Here is a 25,523-nt window from a genome sequence, read left to right on the forward strand (position 1 = left end):
AGTGTTTAGATATTTTTTGTATGATTTTGCATTAAATTTAAAAAAGGAGAAAAGATGAAAAGATCTCTTATGATACTTTGTGGTGCGCTTGCTTTAAATTTACAAGCCGCAAGCATGGATGATATGATAAATAAAGGCGTCAAAATAGCCACTCACGCATCAAGCGGTGACTACAAAAGCTTGGTTAGCGAGGCGCTAAATGCTGCTGTTAGCGAGCTTTCAAAAGAGGGCTTTATAAACAACGCCACAGCTAAAATTCCACTTCCAAAAAGTCTTGAGATGGCGTCGAATTTAGCCAAAAAAGTGGGCGGCGAGAAGTGGGCGCAAGACCTTAGCAAGTCGATAAATAACGCCGCAACTACGGCCGTGCCAAAGGCTGCTGAAATTTTTAGCGAGAGCATAAAAAATATGAGCGAGGCAGACGTCAAAAAGCTCTTTAACGGCGGCAACGACAGCGTTACGAAGTATCTGCAGGAAAGCTCCAGCCAAAAGCTAAAGGCGGCATTTACGCCGATAATTGAGAAAATGATGAGCGATAATAGCTTTGCGACTGCCTATAATGGGCTAAATTCTTTCATCGGCAACTCAGTAAAAAACAACGAAACGATAAAATCAGTAAAAAACCTAGCTAAAAATTTAGGCGCAAGCGAATATGTGCCAGATGATGGCGAAGACCTAAACGCATATATCACGAGAAAGACGCTAGATGGGCTATTTAACGTGATGAGCGAGAAAGAAAAGGGGCTAAGAAGCGGCTTTAACCTAGATAGCGGCAAAAAGGTGCTAGACTCGATCTTTAAATGAGAAATTTGACCGCTCAAAACAGAGCCGACATCGCTCTTATCGTAGTTTCCATCGTTTGGGGTGCTACGTTTTTACCCATGGCAAACGCACTAAAGACAAATGGCGTCTTTGTCATGCTTTTTTGTCGGTTTTTTCTCTCGGCTATCTTTATGGGCTTTGTCGCGCTTAAATTTACTAAGAAATTTGATAAAAAGAGCGTCTTCTACGGCGTTATCCTTGGTGCGGTGTTGTTTTTGTCATTTACAACGCAGACTTATGCCCTAAAGCTTACATTTAGCTCTAGCGTCGCCTTTATCACTGGGCTTGAGTGCGTGATAGTGCCTTTTATGACAGCACTTATTTTTAAAAATAAAATAACCATTTTTGCTATTTTTGGTGCGCTTATTGCCATTTTTGGGCTTTGGCTTTTAAGCGGAGCCACTCTTGCTTTAGGAGCTGGTGAGGTACTTGCCCTACTTTGTGCCATATTTTACGCACTTTACACAAGCTTAAATGGCCACTTTGTAAGAAAATGCGAGCTTTATTTGCTTGTGTTTGTGGTATTTCTCACCGTCTCTTTACTCTCATTTGTCTTTGCGTTTATTGAAGGTGGTGTGGTGCCAAATTACGATAGGGAATTTTTTATAGCAATTTTTATCACTGCATTTATTGGCACCATTTTTTGCTACTTTGTACAAACTATCGCTCAAAGATATACAACAGCCAGCAAAGCAGCTTTATTTTTCTGTCTTGAGCCAGTTTCTGCTGGATTTATCGGCTATTTTTTCGCTGGTGAAAAGCTAACTCTCATACAAATTTTTGGCGCGATCTTAATAATCTTTGGAGTTATTTTTAGCGAATTTGGTAAAAAAATTTTCTCTAGATCAAAACTAGCTTAAAATACAAAAAGCTTCATCTGCGACTCTATCTTTTCATCTATAAACTCGCCATCAAATCTCTCTTTTAACATCGCTAAAACCACCTTTTCATCGTAGCTTTTAGCTCCGTTTATCTCAAGGTGCCAGCAGATATTCTCAGCTGCTTCTTGCATGCTTCGTCTAGCGATCCTAGTTTCGTTTAAAATTTGACTCTTATAAGCGATGCCTTGCTCGTTTAGCCACGCTTCAAGCCTATCTACTACGTTTTTTTGAGAGAGCACGCGGCCAAATTTTTCAAAAAATGGCTCAAGTAAATCAGAGCTTCTAGGCTTGTCCCAGCCAAGATAGAGCTTTTGCTTGGCGCAGTTTTGAAATTTCACAAAGTCCTCATCGCTCGCAATGGCCGGGCTCATCGTGCAAATAGCGATATTAAAGTACTTTGTAGGCTTAAATTCTCTCCAAGAGCAAACCTCGCTGGTTAAATTTGTCACGCCAAATCTTTTGGCATCTTCATTTAAAATTTCTATCATATTTTTTGAGCTATCAATGCCAGTTATATCTTTTGCAGTTTTTGACAAAAATATCGTCCAAACACCGGTACCACAGCCTATATCAAGAATTTCTTTACCGCTAAAATCAACTCCCCAAGCTAAGGCTTTAGCAAAAATTTGTTGCTGAATAGCACTTACTTTGCCATCAAACCTTTGATAATTTGACGCCTTTTTATCCCATAAATTTTGCATTTTAGCTCCTTATTTTTGGTTATAATTCTAGCAAAAAAGGCTAGAAATGAAAGATTTTATATACAAAGTAACAATCCCACCACAAGCCATTGATATGCACGGACATATGAATAATGTCTATTATTTCACGCTTATGCAAGAGGCCGCATTTGCCCACTCTGCAGCGGTTGGCGACACGGTTGAGGCGCAGTATAAAAGAGGTGAGATCTGGCTCATTAGAAAAAATGAAGCCAAATATATAAAAAGCGTAAAATTGATGGATGAGATAGAAATTCATACTTACACACAAGCTGAAGGCAAGGCGACTTCGTGTAGATATTTTGAGTTTAAAAAAGATGACGAGTTAATAGCAACTGGCAAGACCGAGTTTGTTTATGTTGATCTAAAAACAAATCGTCCAAAAGCCATTCCGGCTGAGATAATCGCTCTTTACTCGTGATCACACTCATCACAAACTCCTTTTATCACGGCGCTTTTTATATTTTTAGCGACGTTTAGATGTGGCATATCGATGTTTGTGACTTTATGACAAACATCGCAGATAAAGTACGCTTTTGCCTCATTTGCTAGTTCGTAGTAGCTTTTATGATTATTTTCAGTTTTTATGACAAGGCCCTTTTTTTCAAAAATTTCTATGCTTCTATAAAAAGTGGTTTTATTTGCATTAAGGCTTTCTAAAATTTCATCATAACTTAATGGAGTTTTGGCATTTTGCAAAATTTCAACGAGCTTTATGCGAAAAGTAGTTGCTTTGATACTATGCTCTTCTAAGAAATTTCTTGCATTCATCCTTGCCCTTTTTATTTTTTGTATATTAACGCTAAAAGTTTTAAATTTCATTTAAAAAGTACTATATTTAGGCTTTCGTTCTTTAAGTTGCAACCAAGTTGCAATCTGCTAAACTTCCGCAATATTTTTTCAAACAAAGGAGAGATGGTGAGAAAGATTTTTGTTTTTTTAGCAGTTTGCGCTTTGTCACTTTTTGCAAAGCCAGTTGTTACGACTAGTATATTGCCTACAAAATTTTTTGTTGAGCAAATCGCTGGTGATACACTAAGCGTAAATACAATGGTTGGCAAAGGTGCTGATCCGCACACTTATGAGCCAAAGCCAAAACAGATGAAGGAGCTTGAAAAGAGCGAGCTTTACTTTGCTATAGGCATTGAGTTTGAAGATACTTGGCTAGAGCGTTTTTCAAAATCTTTTAAAAATTTACACATTGTAAAAACACAAGAAGGTATCGAAAAGATCGCTATGAACGATGAACACGAACACCATGAACACCATGAACACCATGAACATCACGAGCATAAGCATGAGGGCGAGCATAAACATGAGCATCACGAGCACCATGACCATGACCACGAAGCTGGCGAGCATCATCACCATCATCATGACGGCCTTGATCCACACATTTGGCTTGATCCGGTTTTAGTAAAAACTCAAGCTGATAATATAGCTAAGGCGCTAATAGAGAAATTCCCGCAAAATGCAAAGCTCTATGAGGAAAATTTAGCTAAATTTAAAGCTAGCCTTGACGAGCTTGATGGCTTTATCAAAAATACTCTAAAAGATGTGAAAACTCGCGAATTTATTGTATATCACCCATCTTGGGGATATTTTGCAAAACGCTATAATTTAGAGCAAATTGCTATCGAGATAGAGGGCAAAGAGCCAAAACCAGCCGAGCTAAAAGAGCTCATAGAAGAAGCTAAAGAGCACGGTGTAAAGGTCATTTTCGTGGCTCCACAGTTTCCAACAAAGGCTGCAAATTTAGTAGCAAAAGAAACTGGCTCAAAGGTTATAAGCATTGATCAGCTCCCAGAAAATTGGCTAGATGAGATGAAAAAAACAGCAGAAATTTTTGCTAAGAGTCTATAAAAGATGTTAGCACGCCTGATTGTCATTTGCTTATTTGCTATAAATGCCTTCGGGTGTGCTCTTTGCTCGCTTTATAGCCCGACCGCTCACGTGAGCGTAAAATTTGACTCAAACGAAAACAATATCTCTACAATTGCTTTTTCATGGACATTTTCGCAAAATTTCTCAGAGCTTATGAGGCAAAATTTTGACCTAAATCAGGATGAAAAGATAGATGAAAGCGAGATCAAAAAGATCCGCTTAAATTTACTTGATTATCTTGTGCCAAGGCACTATTTAACGAATATTGAGTACTTTTATAAGGATGAAAATGCTACAAAGCTTGAGCTAAATTTAAAAAAGTATAAACTCTATTTTGATGAGGGCAGATTAAAATTTGATGTTAGTTTTAAGATAAATTTGCTTATCAAAGATGGCTTTGTGGTGTCTGTTGAAATGGACGATAAAGAGGGATATTTTAATTTTAAATTTACACAAAACAACGCATTTTTGGTATCAGATCAGTTTTGGACGATACCAAATCCAAATGCAAATTTAATATTTTTTACATTTTCAAGTAAAGCTGCAGCCAAAGCTCATAACGAAAAGCCTGCATTAAAAGAGCTTCTAAAAGAGCCAAACTCGGTAAATTTTGAAGATGAAAATTTAAGCCAGATCGATAAGATCGATGAAGCTAAGTTTGATCTTGTTTCAAAAACAAGTCTAAGCATGCTTGATAGATTAAAGCAAATTCTAAGAAATTTTGATCAAAAAAGTCCGCTAACTCTGCTATTTTTAGCGCTAATATCATTTGGTTATGGCTTTTTACACGCTGCATCTGCTGGACATGGCAAGGTGCTTACAAGCTCATATTTCGCCGCAACTGGTGGAAGCTACGCCAAAGCCTTTTTCTTCTCTTTAAAGATCGGATTTTTACATGTTGTGGGTGCGTTTATTTTTGTGCTTGCTAGTTTTATGATATTGCGTGAGATTAGTAACGATCTGACAAAAGATACAGCAAGTGTTACGACAGCATTTTCTGGCGTTATTATCTTTTTTGTAGCGATTTTTATGCTTTATAAAAAGGTCAAAATTTATCTTTCAAGCAAAAAAGAGTTAAATAAATTTTATATTTTTAGCTCAAGTTTAAGCCAAAATTTGAGTAAAAATACAAAATTTACTAGCGACTGTGGCTGTAATATCTGTACTACAAAAAAACCAAAAAACAAAGAAGAATGGCTGGTTGCGGCTGCTGCGGCACTTATTCCTTGTCCTGGCACGATACTTGTCTTTGTGCTAGCAAATGAGCTAGGCAGCTACTTTGCAGGCGTTATAAGTGGCCTATTTATGGCGCTTGGCATGAGCGCAGTGATATTTTTAGCGGCTGTTTTTGGAGCCAAGATAAATGAGAGCACAAACATTAAGTTAAAAAAGTTTAAAATCTATGCCGAATTTATAGCTCTTAGCGTTATGCTTTGGCTTGGACTTTTTATTTTTACTACGACATTTACGCAAAAGAGTCTGTTTTGAAAGAAATTATAAAAATTAGAAATTTAAACTTTAGCTACGATAAGCAAGTGGTTTTAGAAGGTATCAATTTAGATTATAGTAGCGATGAGTTTTTAGCTATTATCGGTCCAAATGGTGGTGGCAAAAGCACACTTTTAAAGCTTATTTTAGGACTACTTAAGCCTCAAAGTGGCGAGATAAAACTCTTTGGAAAAGAGCCAAGTGAAGTCAGTAAATTTATAGGTTATGTGCCTCAAAATTTTCTCTCAAATCAAAGCTTTCCGATGATGGTTTTAGAAGTAGTTTTAATGGGGCTAATCGATAAAAAAATTTTTGGTTTTTACTCGCAAGCTGAGAAACAAATGGCTCTTGCTGCCCTTGAGAAGGTTGGTATGAAAGAATTTGCAAGCGCTAGGATCGGTGAGCTAAGCGGTGGTCAAAGGCAGCGTGTATATATCGCAAGAGCGCTTTGTGCAAATGCAAAAGTTCTCGTTTTAGACGAGCCAACAGCCAGTATCGATACAAAGGGTCAGGCTGAAATTTATGAAATTTTAAAAAATATAAACACAAGCGGTGTTGGTGTAGTTTTGGTAAGTCATGATCTAAATATCGTGCTAAATTATGCTACAAAAATCGCCTATGTGAGTAAAAATTTACATATTCATAAAACTCATGAAGATACCGCAAAAAGAGAATTTATAGAGCATTTAGCAAAATCTCATAGCCATTTTTGCGACGTCGAGATCGCACTTGGCGAATGTGAGTGCAAAATTAAAAGTAATGTTTTTAAGCTAAAGAGATAAAATGAGTGAAATTTTAGAGTTAAATTTTATGCAAAATGCCTTTATTGCTGGCATTTTAGTTAGTATCATTTGTGGGCTCATAGGCTCGCTCGTTGTTATAAATAAAATGACTTTTATCGCTGGCGGCATCGCGCACGGAGCGTATGGCGGCATCGGACTTGCCTTTTTCTTCTCGCTCGAACCACTTCTTGGAGCTAGCATATTCTCACTCTTTTTAGCTCTCGTAATCGCCACTATCACATTAAAAGATAAAACCAACATCGACTCAGTTATTGGTGCTATTTGGGCATTTGGCATGGCTATTGGTATCATTTTTATCGATTTAACTCCGGGATACAATGCCGATCTTATGAGCTATCTTTTTGGCTCTATTTTAGCAGTAAGCGGGCAAGATATAACATTTATGAGTATTTTAGATATTTTATTTTTAGCACTCATTGCCCTTTTTTATCGTCAATTTGTAGCTATTAGCTTTGATGCAGAGTTTGCAAAGTTGCGCGGCGTAAATACAACATTTTTTCACTATTTATTAGTGTGCATGATGGCACTTTGCGTGGTGGCTACGATTCGTGTTGTTGGGCTGATTCTAGTCATCGCTCTTCTTACTATACCGCCATATTTAGCACAAATTTTTGCCAAAAGACTGGGACTGATGATGCTAATCTCTACTATCTTTTCAGTCGTTTTTTGTTTTAGCGGTCTATTTATTAGCTTTTATTTTAACCTAACAGGCGGAGCTAGCATAATCTTAGTTGCTTCACTTTGCTTTTTTGCTTTTTGTTTTAAATTTAAAAGCTTACGCCAGTAGCCCTTCTTAGCTGATAAAGCGTCCAAAAGACAAAACAAATGGCTGTGAGATAAACACTAAAAAATAGAGCCAGCCATATAAATTTTATCTCAAGACCAAAATAGAAGACTACCACGTAAAAAAGTGATCCTTGAAGTACAAATTGCCTAAATCCATTTAGCAAAAAGATAGCCACTGGGCGTTTTATGGCCTGAAGAGTACTGCCTGAGACATTTATCGTGCCATAAGCTACGTAAGCAAGAGAATTTATACCAAGATAAAGCCCTGCTATCTCCAAAACTACTGGCGTATCATCAAAAATTCTTATCATATCTTCACCAAAAAATCTAATAAAAACACAAGCAAATACACAATAAATAAGCAAAAAAAGAAGCGAAATTTTATAGCATTGTTTAGCTCTTTTAAAATTTTTAGCGCCATAGTTTCTTGAAACGATACTTAAAACTGCTGCGGCCATACCAATGGTCGGCAATACCAAAATTTGCTCTATCCTTAAAGCTATACCGTACCCTGCTACGGCATTTACACCATAGTAGCTTATAAATTTTAAAAGTACAAGTGAGCCAAGCGACATCGATAGATAGTTTAAGCAAGCTGGTAGAGCTTGCTTTGTAATCTTTGCCCAAATGCTAAAATTTGGCACAAAATAGCTTAAATTTCTTGGCTCGATCATCTTAGCTTTTTTAACTTTTACAAAAAGGTAGATCATGCCCAAAAGCTGAACACTGGCTGTTGCTAGAGCAAGTCCTTTTACACCAAGGCCCAAAATGAATGCAAAAAGGTAGCAAAAAAATGCGTTGATAAAAAGACCATAAAATAGCCAATCTCGGTAACTTTTTGTATCTCCAAGTGCCACTAGTACGCCATTTAGAGATTTGATAATCAAGAAAAACGGTGCAGCAAGAAAGATAACACCTGCGTAATCAAGCGCCTCTTTTAAATAGTGATGATCGGCTCCTAAAAAAGTGAGTAAATTTGGTGCTAAAAAATAGCCACAAAACCCCATAAAAATAGCAAATACTAGCACGAAGATAATTCCATTTGCCGCATAAAATTTAGCCATTTTTACTTTTCCTGCTCCAAGACTATTGCCTATTAGCGCAGTTAGCGCTGAGCCAAAACCAAGCCCAATACCTACAATACTTAGATAAAGTAAAAAGCTCATAGCCATACCAGCTACGGCAAGGGTAGAAATTTTTGCTGCAAAAAATGTGCCGGTAACGTTATAAAGAGTATTAAACATCATTGCGGTGCCAGCTGGAAGCGAAAGCGAGATGATGAGCTTGTTTAACGGGTCTTTTAGTAAATCCATGGTTTGATTTTACGTTTTTTATCTTTAAAATTTGTAGAGGATAAAATCAATTAAATTTAATAAAAAGCCATTGTCTATTTAGTAGAAGTTAAGATTTGATATCTTTTGGCAACGCATTAAATCTTAGAAAGCTTATTTTTATGTATATAAATTATTTGTGTAAAAAATTTGTATTTCTATTAGTCTTTGCTGTATTAAAAATTTAGTAAGTCAAAAATCATAAAAAGCAAGGAAAAAACCTTGCTAAAAATTTTATTTATATTTTATGCCCATGCCGCCAAATTTAAGCGAATTGGCTGTCTTGTTGTCGGTAGTACTTTCGATTAAGGCTTTAACATCTACTAAACCTGGTAATTCCCAAACTTGTTTGCAAAGACCATCTACACCAATCGTCATCTTTATCTCACCATTAGTATCATTTCCAGCACCCACTTCTAGACATTTACCATTTTTTATATCGACTGGATTTTTAACATTTGACATTTTTTTAACATCATTATTAAATTTGCCTTGTGAAGTGTAGTAAGAACCCAAATCAGCAATAAGTGTTTGTATATTTGTAGCAGTTTTTGCTATCTCTGCATCATCCCTTGTTGCAGCTAATTTTGGTATAGCAACCGCAGCTAATATGCCCAATATAACGATCACGAAGATCAACTCAATCATCGTAAAGCCCTTTTTCATGACTTTCTCCTCCCTGAAATATAAATATTTTCTAAATCGAGCGAATTGTATCATAAATTTCAAAAAAACAATAAAATAATGTACTATATAAAAAATCAAAAATTTGCCGATATAAAAAAGAAAATTAAAAATTAGGGGCGTTATGAAGGGCGTTATACTTTGTCTATTTATCATCACGATTTCATTTTGTAAATATGAATCCTACAAACCTCTTACGGTAGTAAAATATAATGAAGAAAAGGCTCTGCTTGGCAAAAAACTCTTTTTTGACAAAAGACTAAGCCCAAATGAAAACTACTCTTGCCAAACTTGTCACAACTTGTATTGGAATTTAAGCGGAAGCAACCAAGATAGCATGGAAAAAGGCACTTTAAATCCTCCAACCATATTAAATGCTGCAGCAAACTATCTATTTTATAGCGATGCAAAGATTAGCAATTTAAAAGATCAAGTAAAAGAGTCCATAACTTCTAGAATAGAACTAAACTCGGATAATGACAAGATAGTAGATTCTGTAAATAATATCTCTGAGTACAAAATTTTATTTAAAAAAATTTATAATGACGGCATTAATTTTGATAATATTGCAGATGCAATAGCTGAGTTTGAAAAGGCTGTCTTAAGTGTTGATTCGCCATTTGATCGTTTTATATCAGGTGATAACAATGCCATAGATGATAGCGCAAAGAAAGGATTTGAGATATTTAATAATATAGGCTGTGCCGCTTGTCATAATGGTAGAAATTTGGGAGGAAATTTGACACAAGATATTGGCCGAGAAAAAATTTCTGCCTTAGATACAAGCAAAAGATTAAGAAGAGTGCCATCACTAAGAAATATTACAAAAACTGCTCCATATTTATCTCATGGAGAGATAAACGATCTAAAAGAGGCTATAAGCTTTATTGGTAACTACCAGCTAGGATACGTTCTTAGCAAAGATGAAATTGATGCTTTATACTCATTTTTTCTGACATTAAATGGTAAAAAGCCTAGGATACTAAATGAGTACTAAACGAATAAAAACCATACTTAGCGTCTTAACAGCTATATTTTTCATTAGTGCATTTTTTATATATAAAGCAAATATAGCTATTGGTGCAGCTCATAAATTTGATGATGGAATTTTAAATCTAAAATTTATAGACAATGAGATAACTTTTTCTTTAAATAATATTTATGATATCTCAAACTACGACAAACTCAATGCTGACATAAATTCTTTTGATACAAATTTGAGCAACCTTTCAATGCTTAGTGATGAGATGCTGTTATTTCATCAAAATGAAATAACAAAAGATCTACAAAACATAAGAGATGTATTTAGTAAAAAAGTATTTTTTTTACAAAGATCAGCTTATGTAAACTCATCTATAGATTCTTATATCCAAATAAGTCAATATGAAATACAAAATCTCGCACTTCCAAATAAGCTTGAGCCTATATTTTATGCGATAAAAGGTGCTTTGATGCTTAGTCCTAAAGCAATAGATGATATTTCAAAGCAAATAAAAATGTATAAAAACGAGTATAAAGATAACCAAAAAGCTCAAAATGTATTAGACAAGATACTTTATGCAACTCAAGCTACAAAAACTTTACGTACAATCTCAAATAGTGTAAAAGAGCTACATCTTGATAATCTGATAGAAAATTTTAGAAACAAAATCCTAGAATTTCACTCTGATGAGGTGAATAACGCAAAAATAGCTCAGATAATTTGTCTACTTACATTTATAATATTTTGTGCATTTGGCCTCTATCAAATCAAAATAGCCTCAGAGCGTTTAAGGCAAATAAAACTCTTAAGATCTACGGTTGAAAACGATCATAGCTCTGTTGTCTATTGCGATAAATACAATAGAATTTCATACGTAAATAAAACCTTTGAAGGAAAAACTGGCTACAAGCTAAAAGAAGTAATAGGCAAAAATCCTAGAATATTAAAATCATATATGCATCCACAAAGCTTTTATGAGTCCATAAAAGAAGCTCTGCAAAAATCTCTACCTTGGGAGAGCGATGAGCTTATAAGCAGAACAAAAAGCGGTGATTTTTTATATGAAAAGGTAAAATTTTCGCCATTTTTCTTTAAAAATAAATTTGAGGGCTATATAGCCGTAAAGCTTGATAGGACTAAAGAGACACTGATATTAAACGAGTTAACTCAAAAAAATGAACAAATAAAGATACAATCTTCAATCGATAAGCTAACAGGCTTTGGTAACTACTTTGCTTTAACTGAAATTTTAGACGCACAAAAAGATGGAGTGCTAATTTGCTTAAGCATTAAAAATTTTAAAATTTTAAGATTCTTTTATCAAACTAAGATTATCGATGCAATGCTAAAAGCAGTAGCTGATACACTAAAGCTTTGTATAGATACTTCTGAGATAAAAGCAAAGCTATTTAGATTTCAAGATGACGCATTTTATATATGGTATGAAGGCGATAATATCGTAAGAGATATTGAATACATAAGAGAATATTTTGGCTCAAATAGAATAAATGTCGCTATTGATGAAAAATTTGAAAATTTACCAGGCATAAAGATGGTATTTGGTGTTTCATTGCCAAACGATACCCCACAAACTAACCGCCTAATGCAATCAGTCCTTGCAAATCAGCTCGCAATAGAAAATGGTAGCAATATTTACTACTATCTAGAAAATGACGCCATTGAGATGAAATATCACAAAAACCAGCTGGCAGTTCAGCTAATCGAAGATGCGTTAGAAAACGATAGAGTCATAGTAGAAGCACAAGGCATCTTTAACTTAGAAGAAAATGAGACCGAAGCAAAGTATTATGAAGTTTTGGTTCGTATAATCGATCAAAATGGCAAGATACACTATCCGGGCGAATTTTTAGATATTGCCATGAAAACACAACTATATCCGCAAATAACCAAAAAGGTGATAAGTCTTGCGTTTGATCTTGCTAAAAGATATCCAGATTATATGTTCTCGATAAATTTATCAATTACCGATATTGCTGATGCTAGTATGAGAGAGCTTATAGAGAGCAAGCTAAACGAGTGCAAAGATCCTAATAAAATTTGTTTTGAAATGTTAGAGAGCGAAGAGCTTAGCGACTATGTTGCGGTAAATTCTTTCATAAAACGCGTCAAAGGCTATGGGTGTAAAATTTCGATTGATGACTTTGGCTCAGGATATTCAAACTATTACCGAATTTTGGAGCTTGATATAGACACTATAAAGATAGATGGCTCAATAATCAAAAAGCTTCCATTTGATGAAAATGCTAGAGTTCTAGTAGAAACCATCGTAAGCTTTGCAAAAAAACAAGGCTACAAAATAGTAGCCGAGTTTGCAAGCTCAGAAGAAATTTTAAATCAAATCAAAAATTTTGGAATACCTTACGCACAAGGTTTCTTACTAGGCAAGCCTCGCAGAATGGAATAGTGGCTAAATTTCTATATCTATGCCAACTGGGCAGTGATCGCTACCTGTGATTTCTGGCAAGATAAATGCGTCTTTTAGCCTATCTTTTAATCCTTGTGAGATGAAAAAATAATCAATCCTCCAGCCGACATTTTTTGCCCTTGCGTTAAAGCGGTAGCTCCACCACGAATAAGCATCCGCTACGTCGCCATTTATGGCTCTAAAAGTATCTATAAAACCACTTTTTAGTACCTCGTCGATCCACGCTCGCTCAATAGGCAAAAAGCCTGAAGTCTTGGCATTTGCCTTTGGATTTTTAAGGTCGATCTCACGGTGAGCGGTATTTACATCACCGCAAAATATCACCTCTTTTCCGCTTTTTATAAGTTCTTTGCAGTAAGCTAAAAATTTCTCGTAAAAGTCCATTTTATAGGCTAGGCGCTCGTCATCCTTTTGTCCGTTTGGAAAATAGATATTAAAAAGCACGATATCATTAAATCTATGCTCCAAAACACGCCCCTCCGTGTCGTCGAAAAAAGCTGCCTTTTGTGTAGAAATGTCAAAATTTGCTAGGCTCATCACACCAGAGTATCCAGCCCTCTCACCCGAGTTTACGCTTATATCTTTAAAGCCAAGGTTATAAATTTCCTTTGGCACGTCACTTTCTTTGACTTTAATCTCTTGAAGCGCTAAAAAATCAGGCTTTTGCTCCGTAAGCCACGCGAAACCATCCTTTGTTACAAGTGCTCTAAGTCCATTTACATTCCAGCTAATAAGTTTCAAATTTCATCCTTTTTTTAATTATAATTATGCCAAAAATCACAAAAAGGAAAATTATGAGAAACCAGCCAGAGTATAAATTTTTAAAAAATTTTGGCTATGCAAGAGAGGGTTTGGCTGAAATTTTTAAAAATGAAAAGAGCTTTCGAATAGAAATTTGCATATTTTTATTAGCAACACTATCGCTATTTTTTTGGAATTTTGGCCTTGTTTTTAATCTATTTTTGATCTTTAGCATGGCATTTGTGCTAGTTTGCGAGTGCCTAAACTCAGGCTTAGAGCGAGTAACTGATCTTGCAAGCCCAGACTATCACGCCCTAGCAAAAGCAGCAAAGGACGCAGGAAGTGCAGCTGTGATGATCGCAAATTTCTTATGTGGCGCGCTTTGGTGCGTGGCAATAGGATATAAAATTTGGAGCTAGCATGAATGAAGAAATTTACAAAGCAATCATTGGCGAGAAAAAGGTAGAAATTATAAATTTACTAGTTAAAAGCTGTGATGAAAATGGCTTTATTGTAGTAAAAATTTTAGAAATTTGTGAAAAGCTAGATGTAAGCAAACCAACCGTAATAAATACCTTTAAGCTGCTTGAAGAGAAGAAAATTTTCGAGCGAGTGAAAAATGGAGTTTATAGATTTAAAAATTTATAGTGGCAAGCAAATGTCTGCTACCTCTTTTTAGCCGATAGTCTTAGCAGCGATTATGCAAAAAGTCAAGCAGTAAATTATCGCGACGACCCTAGACGGCTAGCGCTATGAACGCCACCTATGATCTCACCAGCTACAGTTTAAGAGTTTATGACTTGGGCTTTTGTGTTGATATTTGGCCGCCTATTGTTTTGGTGAACCTTTGGCGTGCCATGCTCTGCTTAAAATGGCGGATAGGCTATAAAAGTAAAAAAATAATATAAATCTTCCTATAAAATTTTTAAGTAAATAGCTTTAAAAATATTTACTACAACTTCTTTAAATTTATAACTTGGCTGATAATTTTTAGAATATTTTAGATTTTAGCTTAAAAATAGAATTTAGTTTAGAAGAACGGAGCAAAATTGCTCCGTAAATTATTTAACACCAACTATAATTTGAGTTGCTTTAATGATCGCAGTTACTTTATCTCCCACTTTTAAAGCTAGGCTGCTAACTGACTCTCTTGTGATGATAGCTGAAATTTTGCTGCCATTTACATCGATAATAACTTCAGCATTTACGGCTCCGTCTTTTATCTCGCTTACAGTACCTTTGATTTGGTTTGTAGTGCTAAGTTTGATGCTGTCATCTTTTGAAACAATAACACTTGAAGCTTTGAATAAAAAGATAGCTTTTTTGCCAACTTTAAGATCAAGACCTTTTTCACTATCAACCGTAACAGTTGCTTTTAGCACCTCACCGCCTGCAAGCTTAGCAGATATTAGCGAATTTACCGCACCTGTTCTTACCTCTGTGATCTCAACATTTAGTTGATTTCTTGCACTTATTGACATTTTGTCTCCTTGTTTTGAATTAAATTATGGTGAAATTGTAAGGTAGAATTATTAAGCAAAACTTAAAAACTATTTATACAAAATTATAATATCAAAAATAAAAATTTTATACTTTTAAATGCCCCAGAAATCGCTATTTGAGAAATAAAATCTAAAAAATTTAATTTATATTATTTTGAAAAAAATGAGAAAAAATATTACTAAATACTACTTTCAAATATCTATTTTCGTAAAATTCTTGTAAATTTGACTTTAAAGTTTGGTAAATTTAAAAGTATTTTAAGCTAAAGCAATATTTTTAGGTAAAGAAATAAATTATAAAATTTGAAGTAAAAATTTGAAAGTTTAAATGCCGGCTTCTAGCATAGCTTCTGCTTGATAATGCGTAATAAGTGGCTCGACGATCTCATCAAATAATCCCGCAGCCATAATCGCATCAAGGCGGTAAAGTGTTAAATTTATACGGTGATCGCTTATGCGGTTTTGCGGATAGTTGTATGTCCTTATCCTACCAGAACGATCTCCGGTGCCAACTTGGCTCTTTCGCTCACTAGTCTCTTTTGCAAGCCTCTCTTGCTCTTGAAGCTCATAAAGTCTAGCCTTTAGCACCTTCATCGCAGCTTCTTTGTTTTTGTGCTGACTCTTGCCATCTTGGTTTGTGACAACAAGGCCTGTTGGTATATGTGTGATCCTAACGGCACTATCGGTTGTATTTACTGACTGACCGCCATGGCCTGAGCTTCTCATCACATCAACCCTTATATCATTTGGATTGATCTCAATCTCGCTATCTTCAACCTCTGGCATAATAGCCACAGTCACAGCTGAAGTATGCACCCTACCCTGACTCTCAGTCTCTGGCACACGCTGAACCCTATGCGTGCCGCCTTCAAATTTTAGTCTTGAGTAAGCACCTTTGCCTTTTATAAGCACGATGATCTCTTTAAAGCCGCCAGTATTGCCTTCGCTTTGGCTAACGATCTCAAATTTATATCCACGAAGCTCTGCATATCTGATGTAAGCATTAAAAAGATCTCCAACAAATAGCGCGGCCTCATCTCCACCAGTACCTGCACGAATTTCTAAAAATATATTTTTATCATCGTTTGGGTCTTTTGGAAGAAGTAAAATTTTAATCTCTTCTTCAAGCTTTTCTCTTGAAATCTCCAAATTTTTAAGTTCCTCTTTTGCTAACTCTCCAAGCTCAGAGTCATCTAGTAAAGCTTTGTTCTCATCAATGTTATTTAAAATTTGTAGATATTTTGTTGCAGCAGATGCAACTGGCTCGATAGATGATTGCTCTTTTGAGAGCTTTGTCATCTTTTCGATATCGTTTGCTATATTTGGATCGCTAAGAAGCGCAGAAATTTCATTATAGCGATCCAAAAATGGATGAAGTTTATCAGCAAACATTAAATTTTATAAATTAAGCAGCTTTTAGAGTATTTACTAATCGTGCAAGACGACTAACGCGGCGAGCAGCAGTTTGTTTCTTCAAAAAGCCTCTACTTACGAAGCTGTGGATACTTTTATTAGCAACTTTTAAAGCTTCATTTGCAGCATTTAGATCTTTAGCTTCTACAGCTACACGCACTGCTTTTGTTATATTTTTAAGTCTTGTGCGGTAAAATCTATTTCTTTCTGTTCTTTTTATAGTTTGTCTAGCTCTTTTTTCAGCAGATTTATGGTTTGCCATAATATACCTTTTTGAATAATTTTAGTCGGTGATTATATTAAAGATATAATAAATTTAACCTTAATTTAAGTCATCCTTAATGAAAGTAAAATTTTAGATTTTAAATTTGATAATTTCTGATAGAATAGCACAATTTTTATAATAAAAAGGATAAATTTATGAAACTATTTGGAACGGATGGAGTTCGTGGAAAAGCTGGTGAGAAGCTTTCAGCTCAAACATCTATGCGTCTTGCAATGGCAGCTGGAATTTATTTTAGAAAGACTTCAGCGACAAATGTGATTTTGGTTGGAAAAGATACTAGAAAAAGCGGCTATATGATAGAAACCGCCATCGTTGCAGGTCTAACTGCGGTTGGCTACAACGTCCTTCAAATAGGCCCTATGCCAACACCTGCGATCGCATTTTTAACAGAAAATATGCGCTGCGACGCTGGCATAATGATAAGCGCCTCACACAACCCATACTACGATAACGGTATCAAATTTTTTGATAGCTTTGGCAACAAACTTGATGAAAAAATAGAAGCTGAGATAGAGAAAATTTTCTACGACGATGAGCTCATCGCAAACGCTCAAAAGACGATGACGGAGATCGGAGCAAACAAGAGAATTGACGACGTTATCGGCAGATATATCGTACAGATCAAAAATTCATTCCCAAAAGAGTTAAATTTAAAGAATTTACGAGTAGTTTTAGACGTGGCAAACGGAGCTGCTTACAAGGTCGCACCAACTGTATTTAGCGAGCTTGGAGCCGATGTCATCGTCATAAATGACGAACCAAATGGTAGCAATATCAACCAAAACTGCGGCGCACTTCACCCAGAAGATCTAGCAAGCGAGGTAAAAAGGCTTCGTGCTGACATCGGCTTTGCATTTGACGGCGATGCTGATAGGCTTGTAGTAGTTGACGAAAACGGCGAAGTTGTACATGGCGACGCGATACTTGGCTCGTTGGCTGCATTTTTGCACGATCAAAAGGCACTAAAAGGCGGAGCCATCGTGGCTACGGTGATGAGCAACGCTGCACTTGATGACTATCTAAAAGCTCATAAGATCAAACTACTTCGCTCAAATGTAGGCGATAAATACGTACTTGAGATGATGAAAGAAAATGGTATAAATTTTGGCGGTGAGCAAAGCGGCCACGTGATATTTAACGACTACGCCAAAACTGGCGATGGCCTTGTTACCTCGATGCAAGTCGTTGCGATGATGCTTAAAAAAGGCAAAAAAGCTAGTGAAATTTTTGGAGAGCTAAAGCCGTATCCGCAAATTTTACTAAATTTAAAGATCACAGAAAAAAAGCCGCTTGATAAGATAGAGCGACTAAAAGAGCTTGAGGCTAGCCTTGCAAAAGAGGGTATAAGATCGCTCTTTAGATACTCTGGCACTGAGAATTTGATCAGACTTTTGCTTGAGGGCAAAAATCAAACTTTAGTTGAAAAACGTATGGATGAAGTTGAGAAATTTTTCATAAAAGCCTTAAATGCATAAAAGCTTAGTTAAATTTTTCATTGCGTTTTTTATCATTTTTATCGTTGATCAAGCGATAAAGATGATATTTATAGATGGTTTTTCGTGGGACGGCGAGTTTTTTTCGCTAGTTCTCACATATAATAAGGGCGTTGCATTTTCGATGTTTGCCTTTTTAGATGAGTGGCTAAAATTTATTCAGATAGCCCTTATCCTAGGCGTTTTTGTCTATCTACTAGTAGAAAAAAAACTGCTGTTTGCACACTCTATCTGGCTTGGAGGCTTGCTTGGAGCTGGGAGCTCAAACATCACAGATAGATTTATCCATGGCGGCGTTGTGGATTATGTCTTTTGGCACAAATGGTTTAACTTTGCGGTCTTTAACTTCGCTGATGTGATGATCGATCTTTGCGTAGTGATGATACTTTGGCAAAGTTTTAGAAAAAGGAGAGAGAGTGGGAAATAATATCTACGTCGCATACGCGCTTTGGCTACTTACTGGCTGGCTTGGAGCGCATAGAATTTACCTTGGTAAATTTATCACTGGTTTTTTGATGATGGGACTATTTTTTATCGGTTACTCTTTGCAAATCATCCTCATTGGCTACTTATTTTTGGCTATTTGGGGCATTTGGTGGATCATCGATGCATTTTTAGTTGGCGCTTATGTCGAGAAAAATTTACAAAAAGTCGAGCTAAAAGAGAGACTAAAACTAAAAGATAAAGAGGACGACTTAAAAAGGCTTTACGAGCTTTTTGAGAGTGGTGCGATCAGCAAGGCTGAATTTGAAGCTAGAAAAGAGATACTTTTTAGATAAGGAGACGTTATGGCAGAATATTATCTTTACTTAAAATACCTCCACTATTTGTTTTTCATCTCGTGGATGGCAGTGCTGTTTTATCAGCCAAGGCTCTACGTTTATCACGTAGAAAATATGGACAAGCCAGACTTTGTAAAAGTGGTCGAAGTGATGGAGTATAAGATGTATCACTACATCGGCTGGGTCGCACTCATCGGCTCATTTGTCACTGGCATTTTGATACTTATCGCGATGCCTGATCTTATAAAAACTGGTCACATCCACGTCAAAATTTTAGTTGTCATCTTGATGGCCATCTATCACCTAGACCTTGGACGCTACATGAAGCAGCTCAAAGAGAAACGCTGTAACAAAAGTGGCATCTTCTTTAGGGCTTACAACGAAGTGCCAACTATCGCGATGCTCATCATCATCTGGGTAATGATAGTAAATCCATTTTAAAGGAATTTGATGAAGAAATTTTTAGCATTTATCGCTTTGCCAGCGCTCTTGCTCGCAGCTACTCAGTACTTTGAGCCGATGCAGATAAAATTTGACAACAGACTCTACTCACTAGCAGGCTCAGCCAAGCCTGTGCCAAATTTATTCACGCAGGAGTACTTGCTCCATGGCGAGAAGCTAGATAGTTTTAGCTACATGCTCTCGCTAAATACGCTTAAATTTGACGCTACAGTCGAGCAAGCAGTTGAGCAAAAAATAAATGATCTAAAAGAGCTAAAAGCAAAAGGGCTAAAAGTGGCTTATAAAAAGGGCTCACTGGCAAATGAAATTTATCTTGATATCACGATATTTTCAAACCTAAATGGCGTGCCAACAGCCGAGCACTCGATATATCGCTACACCAAACAAGGCGGAAATTTAGTCCTTTTCACCATCCAAAGGCGTGCTTATAAAAAAGAGGGCATTCAAAGATTTGCTACAAATTTCACGATCGAGTCGCAAGATTTTAGCAAAAAAGCCCTAGCCACACCTTTTCCACAAATCATCAATAGATAGAAAAATTTTGAGTGTAAATTTAGCCTTTGCACTCAAATTTTAAAACCAGACTTAATAAATTTATCTAAAAATAAAACGAATAGTTATATGATAAGCAAAACTCAAAAAGGATAGCCTATGATACATAAAATTCTTATTGCGAATCGTGGTGAGATCGCAGTTAGGATAGTCAGAGCTTGTAGGGATTTACACATCCAAAGCGTAGGAATTTACACAGCACCAGATAGCGAGTGCTTACATGTGAGGATCGCTGATGAGGCCTATCAAGTGGGCGAAGATCCGATTAAGGGCTATCTTGACGCCAAAGCGATCGTAAAGCTTGCTAAAGAGTGCGGGGCTGACGCGATACACCCAGGATACGGCTTTCTAAGCGAAAACTACGAATTTGCAAAGGCGGTCGAGGACGCTGGACTTATCTTTATCGGTCCAAAGGCTGAAGTGATCAGAAAAATGGGTGATAAAAATATCGCAAGATACCTAATGAAAAGAAACGGCATACCAATCGTTCCAGGCACAGAAAAACTAAATGACGAGAGCATGGACGCCATAAAAGAGCACGCTAGACGCATCGGCTACCCAGTCATCTTAAAAGCAAGTGGAGGCGGAGGCGGACGTGGCATCAGAGAAGTTTGGCAAGAAGAAGATATGCAAGATGCCTTTGAGTCGTGTACTAGAGAGGCAAAGACCTACTTTAATAACGATGAAGTTTTTATGGAGAAGCTTGTCGTAAATCCTCGCCACATCGAGTTTCAAATTTTAGGCGATAACTACGGCAACATCATCCACCTTTGCGAGCGTGACTGTTCTATCCAAAGGCGCCACCAAAAGATCATCGAGATCGCACCTTGCCCATCTATCAGCGAAAATTTAAGAAAGATCATGGGTGTAACCGCAGTAGCTGCTGCAAAGGCTGTGGGCTACTCAAACGTGGGAACGATCGAGTTTTTGCTAGATGACTACAACAACTTTTACTTCATGGAGATGAATACCCGTATCCAAGTGGAGCACGGCATCACCGAAGAGATCACAGGCCACGACCTAGTCGTTAGGCAAATAAGGATCGCAGCTGGTGAAATTTTAGAGATCGAGCAAAGCGACATCAAGCCGCGCGGCTACGCGATAGAGGCAAGGATCACAGCCGAGAATGTCTGGGAGAATTTCATCCCAGCACCAGGCACTATCGAGGGCTACTACCCAGCTCTTGGCCCATCTGTGCGCGTCGATAGCCACGTCTATAAAGACTACACCATACCGCCATTTTATGACTCACTTATCGCAAAGCTGATCGTAAAGGCGACCGACTACGACCTAGCGGTAAATAAGCTTGAAAGAGCACTTGAAGAATTTACCATCGAGGGCGTACGAACGATCATCCCATTTTTGCTAACGATCAGCAAAAGCAAGGAGTTTAGAAGGGGATTTTTCGATACTAGCTACGTTGAGAAAAACCTAAAAACCATCCTTGAAAACACCTACGACGATATGAATAAAGAGCCAAGCGACGATCTAGAAGAGGTCATCGTAGAGGCGATAAAAAGATATAAAAAGAAGAGATGAATTTATCTCATTGCGGCTTTGGCGATAAATTTCGCCAAAGCTAAATTTCCACGCAAACTGTATGCGTCTTGGCTTTATCATTTACCATAGCGTAGGGTCTACTGGCATGATCTGATCTGTAACTAAACCAAAATTTAAAACTCTATCTCTTTTAAAAATGAGCTATTTTTAGCGCTTATCAAAGCTGGCTTATTTTTGTTGTTTGCGAGTAGAATTTAACCATCGACTTAAGGAAAATGCTCCATGTCACTGGTTTTAAACTTAAATATCACCTCGCCACTTTTCGCCTCAACGACATAGAGATGTCCGCTCTTGTCAGCGGTGCCAAAGTAAAGCACCCCCTCACGCAGGTAAACTGGCGTGTAGAGATATGTGCCAAGCTTTAGCCACCAGATAGTTTTGCCTATCCTTGCGCCCTGCTCTTTAGGTTGCACACTCTCATTTAAATTTTCATCTTTTGCCGCACTTTTGAATGCTGCGCCGCTTAAAATTTCTTTACACTCCACTATAAGTGGCGAGCTCATTCGTACGCAAAAGCGCTCAAGTTCGTATGTTTTAGCATCGTCATAAATCTCTTTTATGAGCTACGCGGCTTTACCAAGCCAATTTACCTCATCATTAATCCTTTATAACATCTCACATTTAGTGACTGCTAGTTTTCTTAGTTATCTCTGCCAGCTTCTTAAATTTATGAAGATCATGGTCTAAATTTGGCGACAAATGGATCAAATTTAAAAGCGCGCTGAAATAAATTTGATAAAATTTGCCAAAATTTAGCAGATTAAAGGACTGATATGTTTTTAAAGCTAGATGAAATCACTCAAAAGTTAGATCAAATTTTCTTGCCACTAGAGCAAGAGGGTATGGCTGGCATGAGACTCTTGCTTCAAAATGATGTTAAAGCCACCGCACAAGCACTTAAAAACGCACAAGAAGCTCTTGGCATAAATTTCCCAGCTAAATTTACAAAGCTTTTAAGCAAATTTGACCTTGGAAATTTTGAAATTTGCAATGTCAAATTTGGCTCCAGAGGCGACTACGCGAGTGAGCTAGTACGGCTAAATAGCGTAGATGAGTTTGGTGGCAAATGGTGGAACGGCGAGACTCGCCCTTTAAATTTAATAGTCTTTGCCGTGGGTGATCCGTGGATATTTTTGCTTGATTGCACGAGTGGCGCGGTCTATGCATGGCTCTTTGGAGATGAGGAGCTTTGCGGTAGGTGCGTCGCAAGCGACTTTGAGAAATTTTTCATAGCACTTGCTAGCATCGATATAGCAAGGTTAAATGAAGAAACACTGCCATCAACCCAGCATATCCTAAATTTTGTCCAAGCAGACGACACAGCACGTCCTTTCTGGCAAGAGATGGCGCAAATTTAGTAAATTTAGACTCACTCTAGCCAAATCCTCTTTTATAAATTTATCCTAGTGATCGAAACAAAAATCACATTTCATAAATTTAGTTTCGATATGTAACGCTCATCGCCTAAAATAAAAATATAAAAATAAATTTAAATAAAAATTTTTTCTAGGAGAGTTAATATTCAACTACAAAAATTTGACGAATAGGAGCCAAAATGAGCGAGTACATCGAAAAAACGATGGAGTGGATAAAAAAGACCAATCCAGGTCAAGGTGTCTTTGTCCAGGCTGCGACCGAGGTTTTAAACAGCCTCGAGCCGCTTATAAAAAAAGAGAGCAAGTACCAAAAACACGCGATCCTAGAGCGCATCGTGATACCAGAGCGTACGGTGATCTTTCGCGTCACGTACATGGGCGACGACGGCAGACCGCAGGTAAATAACGGCTACCGCGTGCAGTTTAACTCAGCCGTCGGCCCCTATAAAGGCGGCATCAGACTGCATCCTAGCGTAGATCTTGGCGTGCTAAAATTTCTAGGATTTGAGCAAATTTTTAAAAACTCGCTCACGGGCGTAAATATAGGCGGCGCAAAAGGCGGCAGCACCTTTGATCCAAAGGGCAAGAGCGAGGGCGAGATAATGCGCTTTTGTCAGGCATTTATGAGTGAGCTATATCGCCACATCGGTAACACCGTGGACGTGCCCGCAGGCGACATCGGCGTGGGCGCTAGAGAGATCGGCTATATGTTTGGCCAGTATAAGAAGCTAACCGGCAGGTTTGATGGCATCCTAACTGGCAAGGGACTAAACTGGGGCGGCAGCCTAGCACGCACGGAGGCGACCGGATACGGGCTGGTATATTTCACGCAAAATATGCTACAAAAAGCGGGCCTAACGCTAGAGGGCAAAAAGTGCAGCATAAGCGGTAGCGGAAACGTCGCCATATACACGGTAGAAAAGCTCTATCAAGTAGGTGCACTACCTATCACGGTTTCTGATTCAAACGGATACGTTTACGACGCGGAGGGCATCGATCTAGCCGTACTTAAAGAGCTAAAAGAAGTAAAACGCGCTCGCCTTAGCGAATATGTCAAATTTAGACCGAACGCAAAATACGTAAGCGTAAGCGAGTACAAAGAGGGCAGAAACGGCGTCTGGGACGTTCCATGCGACGGAGCCTTCCCATGTGCGACGCAAAACGAGCTTCACCTAGCTGATATAAAAGTGCTTTACGCAAATGGCTGCCGCTTCGTGGCTGAGGGCGCAAATATGCCAAGCACGCTTGATGCGATAAATTTCATGCTAGCGCAAAAGGATTTTTACTTCGCTCCGGCAAAGGCGGCAAACGCGGGCGGCGTGGGCACATCGGGCCTTGAGATGATGCAAAACGCCGGCATGACCGCGTGGAGCTTTGAAAAGGTAGATCACAGACTACACGGCATCATGAATCACATCTTTGAGCTTAGCTACGAGACTAGCAAGGAGTTTGGCGACGAGGGAAATCTGGTGCTTGGCTCAAATATCGCGGGCTTTAGAAAAGTGGCCGACGCGATGATAGATCAAGGGTATGTGTAGGGCTAATTTTGCTCTTAGCTCTATAAATTTACGTCCAAGTTAAATTTGGACGTAAATCAATATGAAATAATTTTGGGCTTTTAGCTAAAAGAGAGTTTGTCTTTTGTATGGCAAATTTTACTGACAAACTATCAAATTTACGCTAGTTTGAAGTATTTTATACAGCGTTCGTTTTGACAAATTCGCGGTGGTGTGATAGATGTAGATTTGAAGCTCGCCTAAATTTAAAATATTGATACTAAGGTGGCGAGCAGATTACTATTTTTAGAGCATTTAATAGAAATTTGTCAAAAAAGCTGGTGTGGTGGCAAATGGTGGAGTGGCGAGGTTTGTGCAACAAATTTGAAAGTTTTTGCCATGGATGCTTTTTGCTTGATTACACGAGTGGTATGTTTATGTATGGCTGTTTAAAGATGAAGAAATTTGTAGCAAGCGCGTTGCGAGCGAGAAATTTTTATAGTGTTAGCTAGCATCGATATAGCAAGGCAAAATGAAGAAGTCCTGGCAGAGAATGAGCAAACACTAAATTTTATCCAAGCAGATTATAGGGCATTTGATTTTTGCCAAGAAATGGCTTATAAAATTTAGTAAATCTATGCTCACCCAGCCTAAATTCTCTTTTATAAATTTAAGCTACAAACAAACGAATTTCTTAGCAAATTTATACAGCTACTAGGCGAAATTTAGCTTATAACACTCGCACAGGTACCATGAATTTACAACTCAAAAGAAGTTATCAAATTTACTCTTTCAGGCGAGCTCTTGCCTAGTCGAATTTTAGCAAAGTGCCCATGTAATGGTGCAAAAATTAAAATTTGCTACATTTAATCCACGAACAAGCAAATTTATCGTCAAATTTGGTCGCCACATAAAACCAAGAGTAGTAAAAGCTTTTTGTAAAAAAGTATTATTAAAGCGATATCCCATTACCAAATTTAGCTAGATATTAGGCAAAATTTAGCTTAAAAATACTCACGCAAGCACTAAAATTT

Annotated in this window: 29 protein-coding genes; 20 read left to right on the plus strand and 9 right to left on the minus strand. The window is 37.4% G+C overall.

The window, feature by feature from the left end; genetic code table 11:
- The first annotated feature begins 54 nt into the window (after nt 1-54).
- On the plus strand, nt 55-804 hold the full coding sequence (locus CYP43_RS00145) for a DUF4197 domain-containing protein (RefSeq protein ID WP_103582050.1): 750 nt from the start codon (nt 55-57) through the stop codon (nt 802-804).
- The gene (locus CYP43_RS00150) at nt 801-1,682 is read left to right on the plus strand and encodes a DMT family transporter (protein ID WP_103582051.1); all 882 of its coding nucleotides are present in this window, start codon (nt 801-803) and stop codon (nt 1,680-1,682) included. Before CYP43_RS00145 ends, CYP43_RS00150 begins: the two co-directional genes overlap by 4 nt.
- Here the strand turns inward: CYP43_RS00150 and CYP43_RS00155 are convergent.
- Entirely contained in the window at nt 1,679-2,404 is a 726-nt protein-coding gene (locus tag CYP43_RS00155) for a class I SAM-dependent methyltransferase (RefSeq protein WP_103582052.1), read from the minus strand. The genes CYP43_RS00150 and CYP43_RS00155 overlap by 4 nt on opposite strands.
- 46 nt (nt 2,405-2,450) lie before the next feature.
- On the opposite strand from CYP43_RS00155, the gene CYP43_RS00160 reads away from it, so the two are divergent.
- Nucleotides 2,451-2,843 (plus strand): acyl-CoA thioesterase, encoded by a 393-nt coding sequence (locus CYP43_RS00160; protein ID WP_103582053.1) that lies wholly within the window; start codon nt 2,451-2,453, stop codon nt 2,841-2,843.
- On the opposite strand, the gene CYP43_RS00165 is transcribed toward CYP43_RS00160, so the two are convergent.
- Nucleotides 2,834-3,193: a Fur family transcriptional regulator gene (locus tag CYP43_RS00165; RefSeq protein WP_084109795.1), complete on the minus strand. Its 360-nt coding sequence runs from the start codon at nt 3,191-3,193 to the stop codon at nt 2,834-2,836. The genes CYP43_RS00160 and CYP43_RS00165 overlap by 10 nt on opposite strands.
- Nucleotides 3,194-3,340: 147 nt before the next feature.
- On the opposite strand from CYP43_RS00165, the gene CYP43_RS00170 reads away from it, so the two are divergent.
- Genes CYP43_RS00170 through CYP43_RS00185 form a run of 4 tightly spaced genes read left to right on the plus strand, consistent with a single transcriptional unit; the run spans nt 3,341 to nt 7,384 of the window.
- Nucleotides 3,341-4,285 carry a metal ABC transporter solute-binding protein, Zn/Mn family gene (locus CYP43_RS00170; RefSeq protein WP_103582054.1) on the plus strand — a complete coding sequence of 315 codons (945 nt, stop codon included), beginning with the start codon at nt 3,341-3,343 and terminating at the stop codon, nt 4,283-4,285.
- Between the two features lie 3 nt (nt 4,286-4,288).
- On the plus strand, nt 4,289-5,794 hold the full coding sequence (locus CYP43_RS00175) for a nickel/cobalt transporter (RefSeq protein ID WP_103582055.1): 1,506 nt from the start codon (nt 4,289-4,291) through the stop codon (nt 5,792-5,794).
- Entirely contained in the window at nt 5,791-6,576 is a 786-nt protein-coding gene (locus tag CYP43_RS00180) for a metal ABC transporter ATP-binding protein (RefSeq protein WP_021090339.1), read from the plus strand. The genes CYP43_RS00175 and CYP43_RS00180 overlap by 4 nt, the downstream gene beginning before the upstream one ends.
- Before the next feature lies 1 nt (nt 6,577).
- Nucleotides 6,578-7,384, plus strand: coding sequence for a metal ABC transporter permease (locus tag CYP43_RS00185; protein WP_087585089.1), 807 nt, complete (start codon nt 6,578-6,580; stop codon nt 7,382-7,384).
- On the opposite strand, the gene CYP43_RS00190 is transcribed toward CYP43_RS00185, so the two are convergent.
- Both CYP43_RS00190 and CYP43_RS00195 read right to left on the minus strand, forming a co-directional pair.
- Nucleotides 7,365-8,696 (minus strand): MATE family efflux transporter, encoded by a 1,332-nt coding sequence (locus CYP43_RS00190; RefSeq protein WP_103582056.1) that lies wholly within the window; start codon nt 8,694-8,696, stop codon nt 7,365-7,367. The two genes, CYP43_RS00185 and CYP43_RS00190, sit on opposite strands and share 20 nt — an antisense overlap.
- A gap of 252 nt (nt 8,697-8,948) precedes the next feature.
- Complete coding sequence (locus CYP43_RS00195; RefSeq protein WP_103582057.1) at nt 8,949-9,380, minus strand: type II secretion system protein; 432 nt, start codon at nt 9,378-9,380, stop codon at nt 8,949-8,951.
- Between the two features lie 142 nt (nt 9,381-9,522).
- On the opposite strand from CYP43_RS00195, the gene CYP43_RS00200 reads away from it, so the two are divergent.
- Both CYP43_RS00200 and CYP43_RS00205 read left to right on the plus strand, forming a co-directional pair.
- Nucleotides 9,523-10,395: a cytochrome-c peroxidase gene (locus CYP43_RS00200; protein ID WP_072594031.1), complete on the plus strand. Its 873-nt coding sequence runs from the start codon at nt 9,523-9,525 to the stop codon at nt 10,393-10,395.
- Nucleotides 10,385-12,805: a bifunctional diguanylate cyclase/phosphodiesterase gene (locus CYP43_RS00205; protein ID WP_103582058.1), complete on the plus strand. Its 2,421-nt coding sequence runs from the start codon at nt 10,385-10,387 to the stop codon at nt 12,803-12,805. The genes CYP43_RS00200 and CYP43_RS00205 overlap by 11 nt, the downstream gene beginning before the upstream one ends.
- Nucleotides 12,806-12,808: 3 nt before the next feature.
- Here CYP43_RS00205 and CYP43_RS00210 read toward each other — a convergent pair whose 3' ends face one another.
- Entirely contained in the window at nt 12,809-13,567 is a 759-nt protein-coding gene (locus CYP43_RS00210; protein WP_054195986.1) for an exodeoxyribonuclease III, read from the minus strand.
- A 53-nt stretch (nt 13,568-13,620) separates the two neighbouring features.
- On the opposite strand from CYP43_RS00210, the gene CYP43_RS00215 reads away from it, so the two are divergent.
- Entirely contained in the window at nt 13,621-13,986 is a 366-nt protein-coding gene (locus CYP43_RS00215) for a diacylglycerol kinase (protein ID WP_103582059.1), read from the plus strand.
- A 1-nt stretch (nt 13,987) separates the two neighbouring features.
- Nucleotides 13,988-14,215 (plus strand): replication/maintenance protein RepL, encoded by a 228-nt coding sequence (locus CYP43_RS00220; protein ID WP_103582060.1) that lies wholly within the window; start codon nt 13,988-13,990, stop codon nt 14,213-14,215.
- A 413-nt stretch (nt 14,216-14,628) separates the two neighbouring features.
- Here CYP43_RS00220 and CYP43_RS00230 read toward each other — a convergent pair whose 3' ends face one another.
- The 3 genes from CYP43_RS00230 to rpsT form a co-directional block, all read right to left on the minus strand.
- Complete coding sequence (locus CYP43_RS00230; protein WP_103582061.1) at nt 14,629-15,048, minus strand: TOBE domain-containing protein; 420 nt, start codon at nt 15,046-15,048, stop codon at nt 14,629-14,631.
- 345 nt (nt 15,049-15,393) lie between these two features.
- On the minus strand, nt 15,394-16,461 hold the full coding sequence (prfA, locus tag CYP43_RS00235; protein WP_103582062.1) for a peptide chain release factor 1: 1,068 nt from the start codon (nt 16,459-16,461) through the stop codon (nt 15,394-15,396).
- 13 nt (nt 16,462-16,474) lie between these two features.
- Nucleotides 16,475-16,744 (minus strand): 30S ribosomal protein S20, encoded by a 270-nt coding sequence (gene rpsT, locus CYP43_RS00240; protein ID WP_103582063.1) that lies wholly within the window; start codon nt 16,742-16,744, stop codon nt 16,475-16,477.
- 158 nt (nt 16,745-16,902) lie between these two features.
- Here rpsT and glmM point away from each other — a divergent pair, with 158 nt between their 5' ends.
- From glmM to CYP43_RS00270, 6 genes are all read left to right on the plus strand, one after another.
- On the plus strand, nt 16,903-18,243 hold the full coding sequence (gene glmM / locus CYP43_RS00245) for a phosphoglucosamine mutase (protein WP_103582064.1): 1,341 nt from the start codon (nt 16,903-16,905) through the stop codon (nt 18,241-18,243).
- Nucleotides 18,236-18,688 carry a signal peptidase II gene (gene lspA / locus CYP43_RS00250; protein ID WP_103582065.1) on the plus strand — a complete coding sequence of 151 codons (453 nt, stop codon included), beginning with the start codon at nt 18,236-18,238 and terminating at the stop codon, nt 18,686-18,688. The genes glmM and lspA overlap by 8 nt, the downstream gene beginning before the upstream one ends.
- Nucleotides 18,678-19,040, plus strand: a complete 363-nt coding sequence (locus CYP43_RS00255) for an NINE protein (protein ID WP_072594039.1) — start codon at nt 18,678-18,680, stop codon at nt 19,038-19,040. Before lspA ends, CYP43_RS00255 begins: the two co-directional genes overlap by 11 nt.
- A gap of 9 nt (nt 19,041-19,049) precedes the next feature.
- The gene (locus tag CYP43_RS00260; protein WP_004317437.1) at nt 19,050-19,484 is read left to right on the plus strand and encodes a CopD family protein; all 435 of its coding nucleotides are present in this window, start codon (nt 19,050-19,052) and stop codon (nt 19,482-19,484) included.
- A 9-nt stretch (nt 19,485-19,493) separates the two neighbouring features.
- A complete protein-coding gene (locus CYP43_RS00265) occupies nt 19,494-20,039 on the plus strand; it encodes a hypothetical protein (protein ID WP_103582066.1) in 546 nt (181 codons plus the stop codon).
- A gap of 117 nt (nt 20,040-20,156) precedes the next feature.
- Complete coding sequence (locus CYP43_RS00270) at nt 20,157-21,596, plus strand: acetyl-CoA carboxylase subunit A (RefSeq protein WP_087586724.1); 1,440 nt, start codon at nt 20,157-20,159, stop codon at nt 21,594-21,596.
- 227 nt (nt 21,597-21,823) lie between these two features.
- Here the strand turns inward: CYP43_RS00270 and CYP43_RS09600 are convergent, their stop codons facing one another.
- On the minus strand, nt 21,824-22,120 hold the full coding sequence (locus CYP43_RS09600; protein ID WP_103582067.1) for a PQQ-binding-like beta-propeller repeat protein: 297 nt from the start codon (nt 22,118-22,120) through the stop codon (nt 21,824-21,826).
- Nucleotides 22,121-22,390: 270 nt separating this feature from the next.
- Between CYP43_RS09600 and CYP43_RS00280 the strand changes: the two genes are divergently transcribed.
- The 3 genes from CYP43_RS00280 to CYP43_RS09605 all read left to right on the plus strand — a co-directional run bounded on the left by CYP43_RS00280 (nt 22,391) and on the right by CYP43_RS09605 (nt 25,119).
- Complete coding sequence (locus tag CYP43_RS00280) at nt 22,391-22,975, plus strand: SMI1/KNR4 family protein (RefSeq protein ID WP_103582068.1); 585 nt, start codon at nt 22,391-22,393, stop codon at nt 22,973-22,975.
- Between the two features lie 197 nt (nt 22,976-23,172).
- Nucleotides 23,173-24,531, plus strand: a complete 1,359-nt coding sequence (gdhA, locus tag CYP43_RS00285) for an NADP-specific glutamate dehydrogenase (RefSeq protein ID WP_103582069.1) — start codon at nt 23,173-23,175, stop codon at nt 24,529-24,531.
- 459 nt (nt 24,532-24,990) lie between these two features.
- A complete protein-coding gene (locus CYP43_RS09605) occupies nt 24,991-25,119 on the plus strand; it encodes a hypothetical protein (protein ID WP_258032100.1) in 129 nt (42 codons plus the stop codon).
- Nucleotides 25,120-25,523: the final 404 nt, after the last annotated feature.

The sequence above is a fragment of the Campylobacter concisus genome (assembly GCF_002913045.1).
GTDB classification, from domain to species: Bacteria; Campylobacterota; Campylobacteria; order Campylobacterales; family Campylobacteraceae; genus Campylobacter_A; species Campylobacter_A concisus_AP.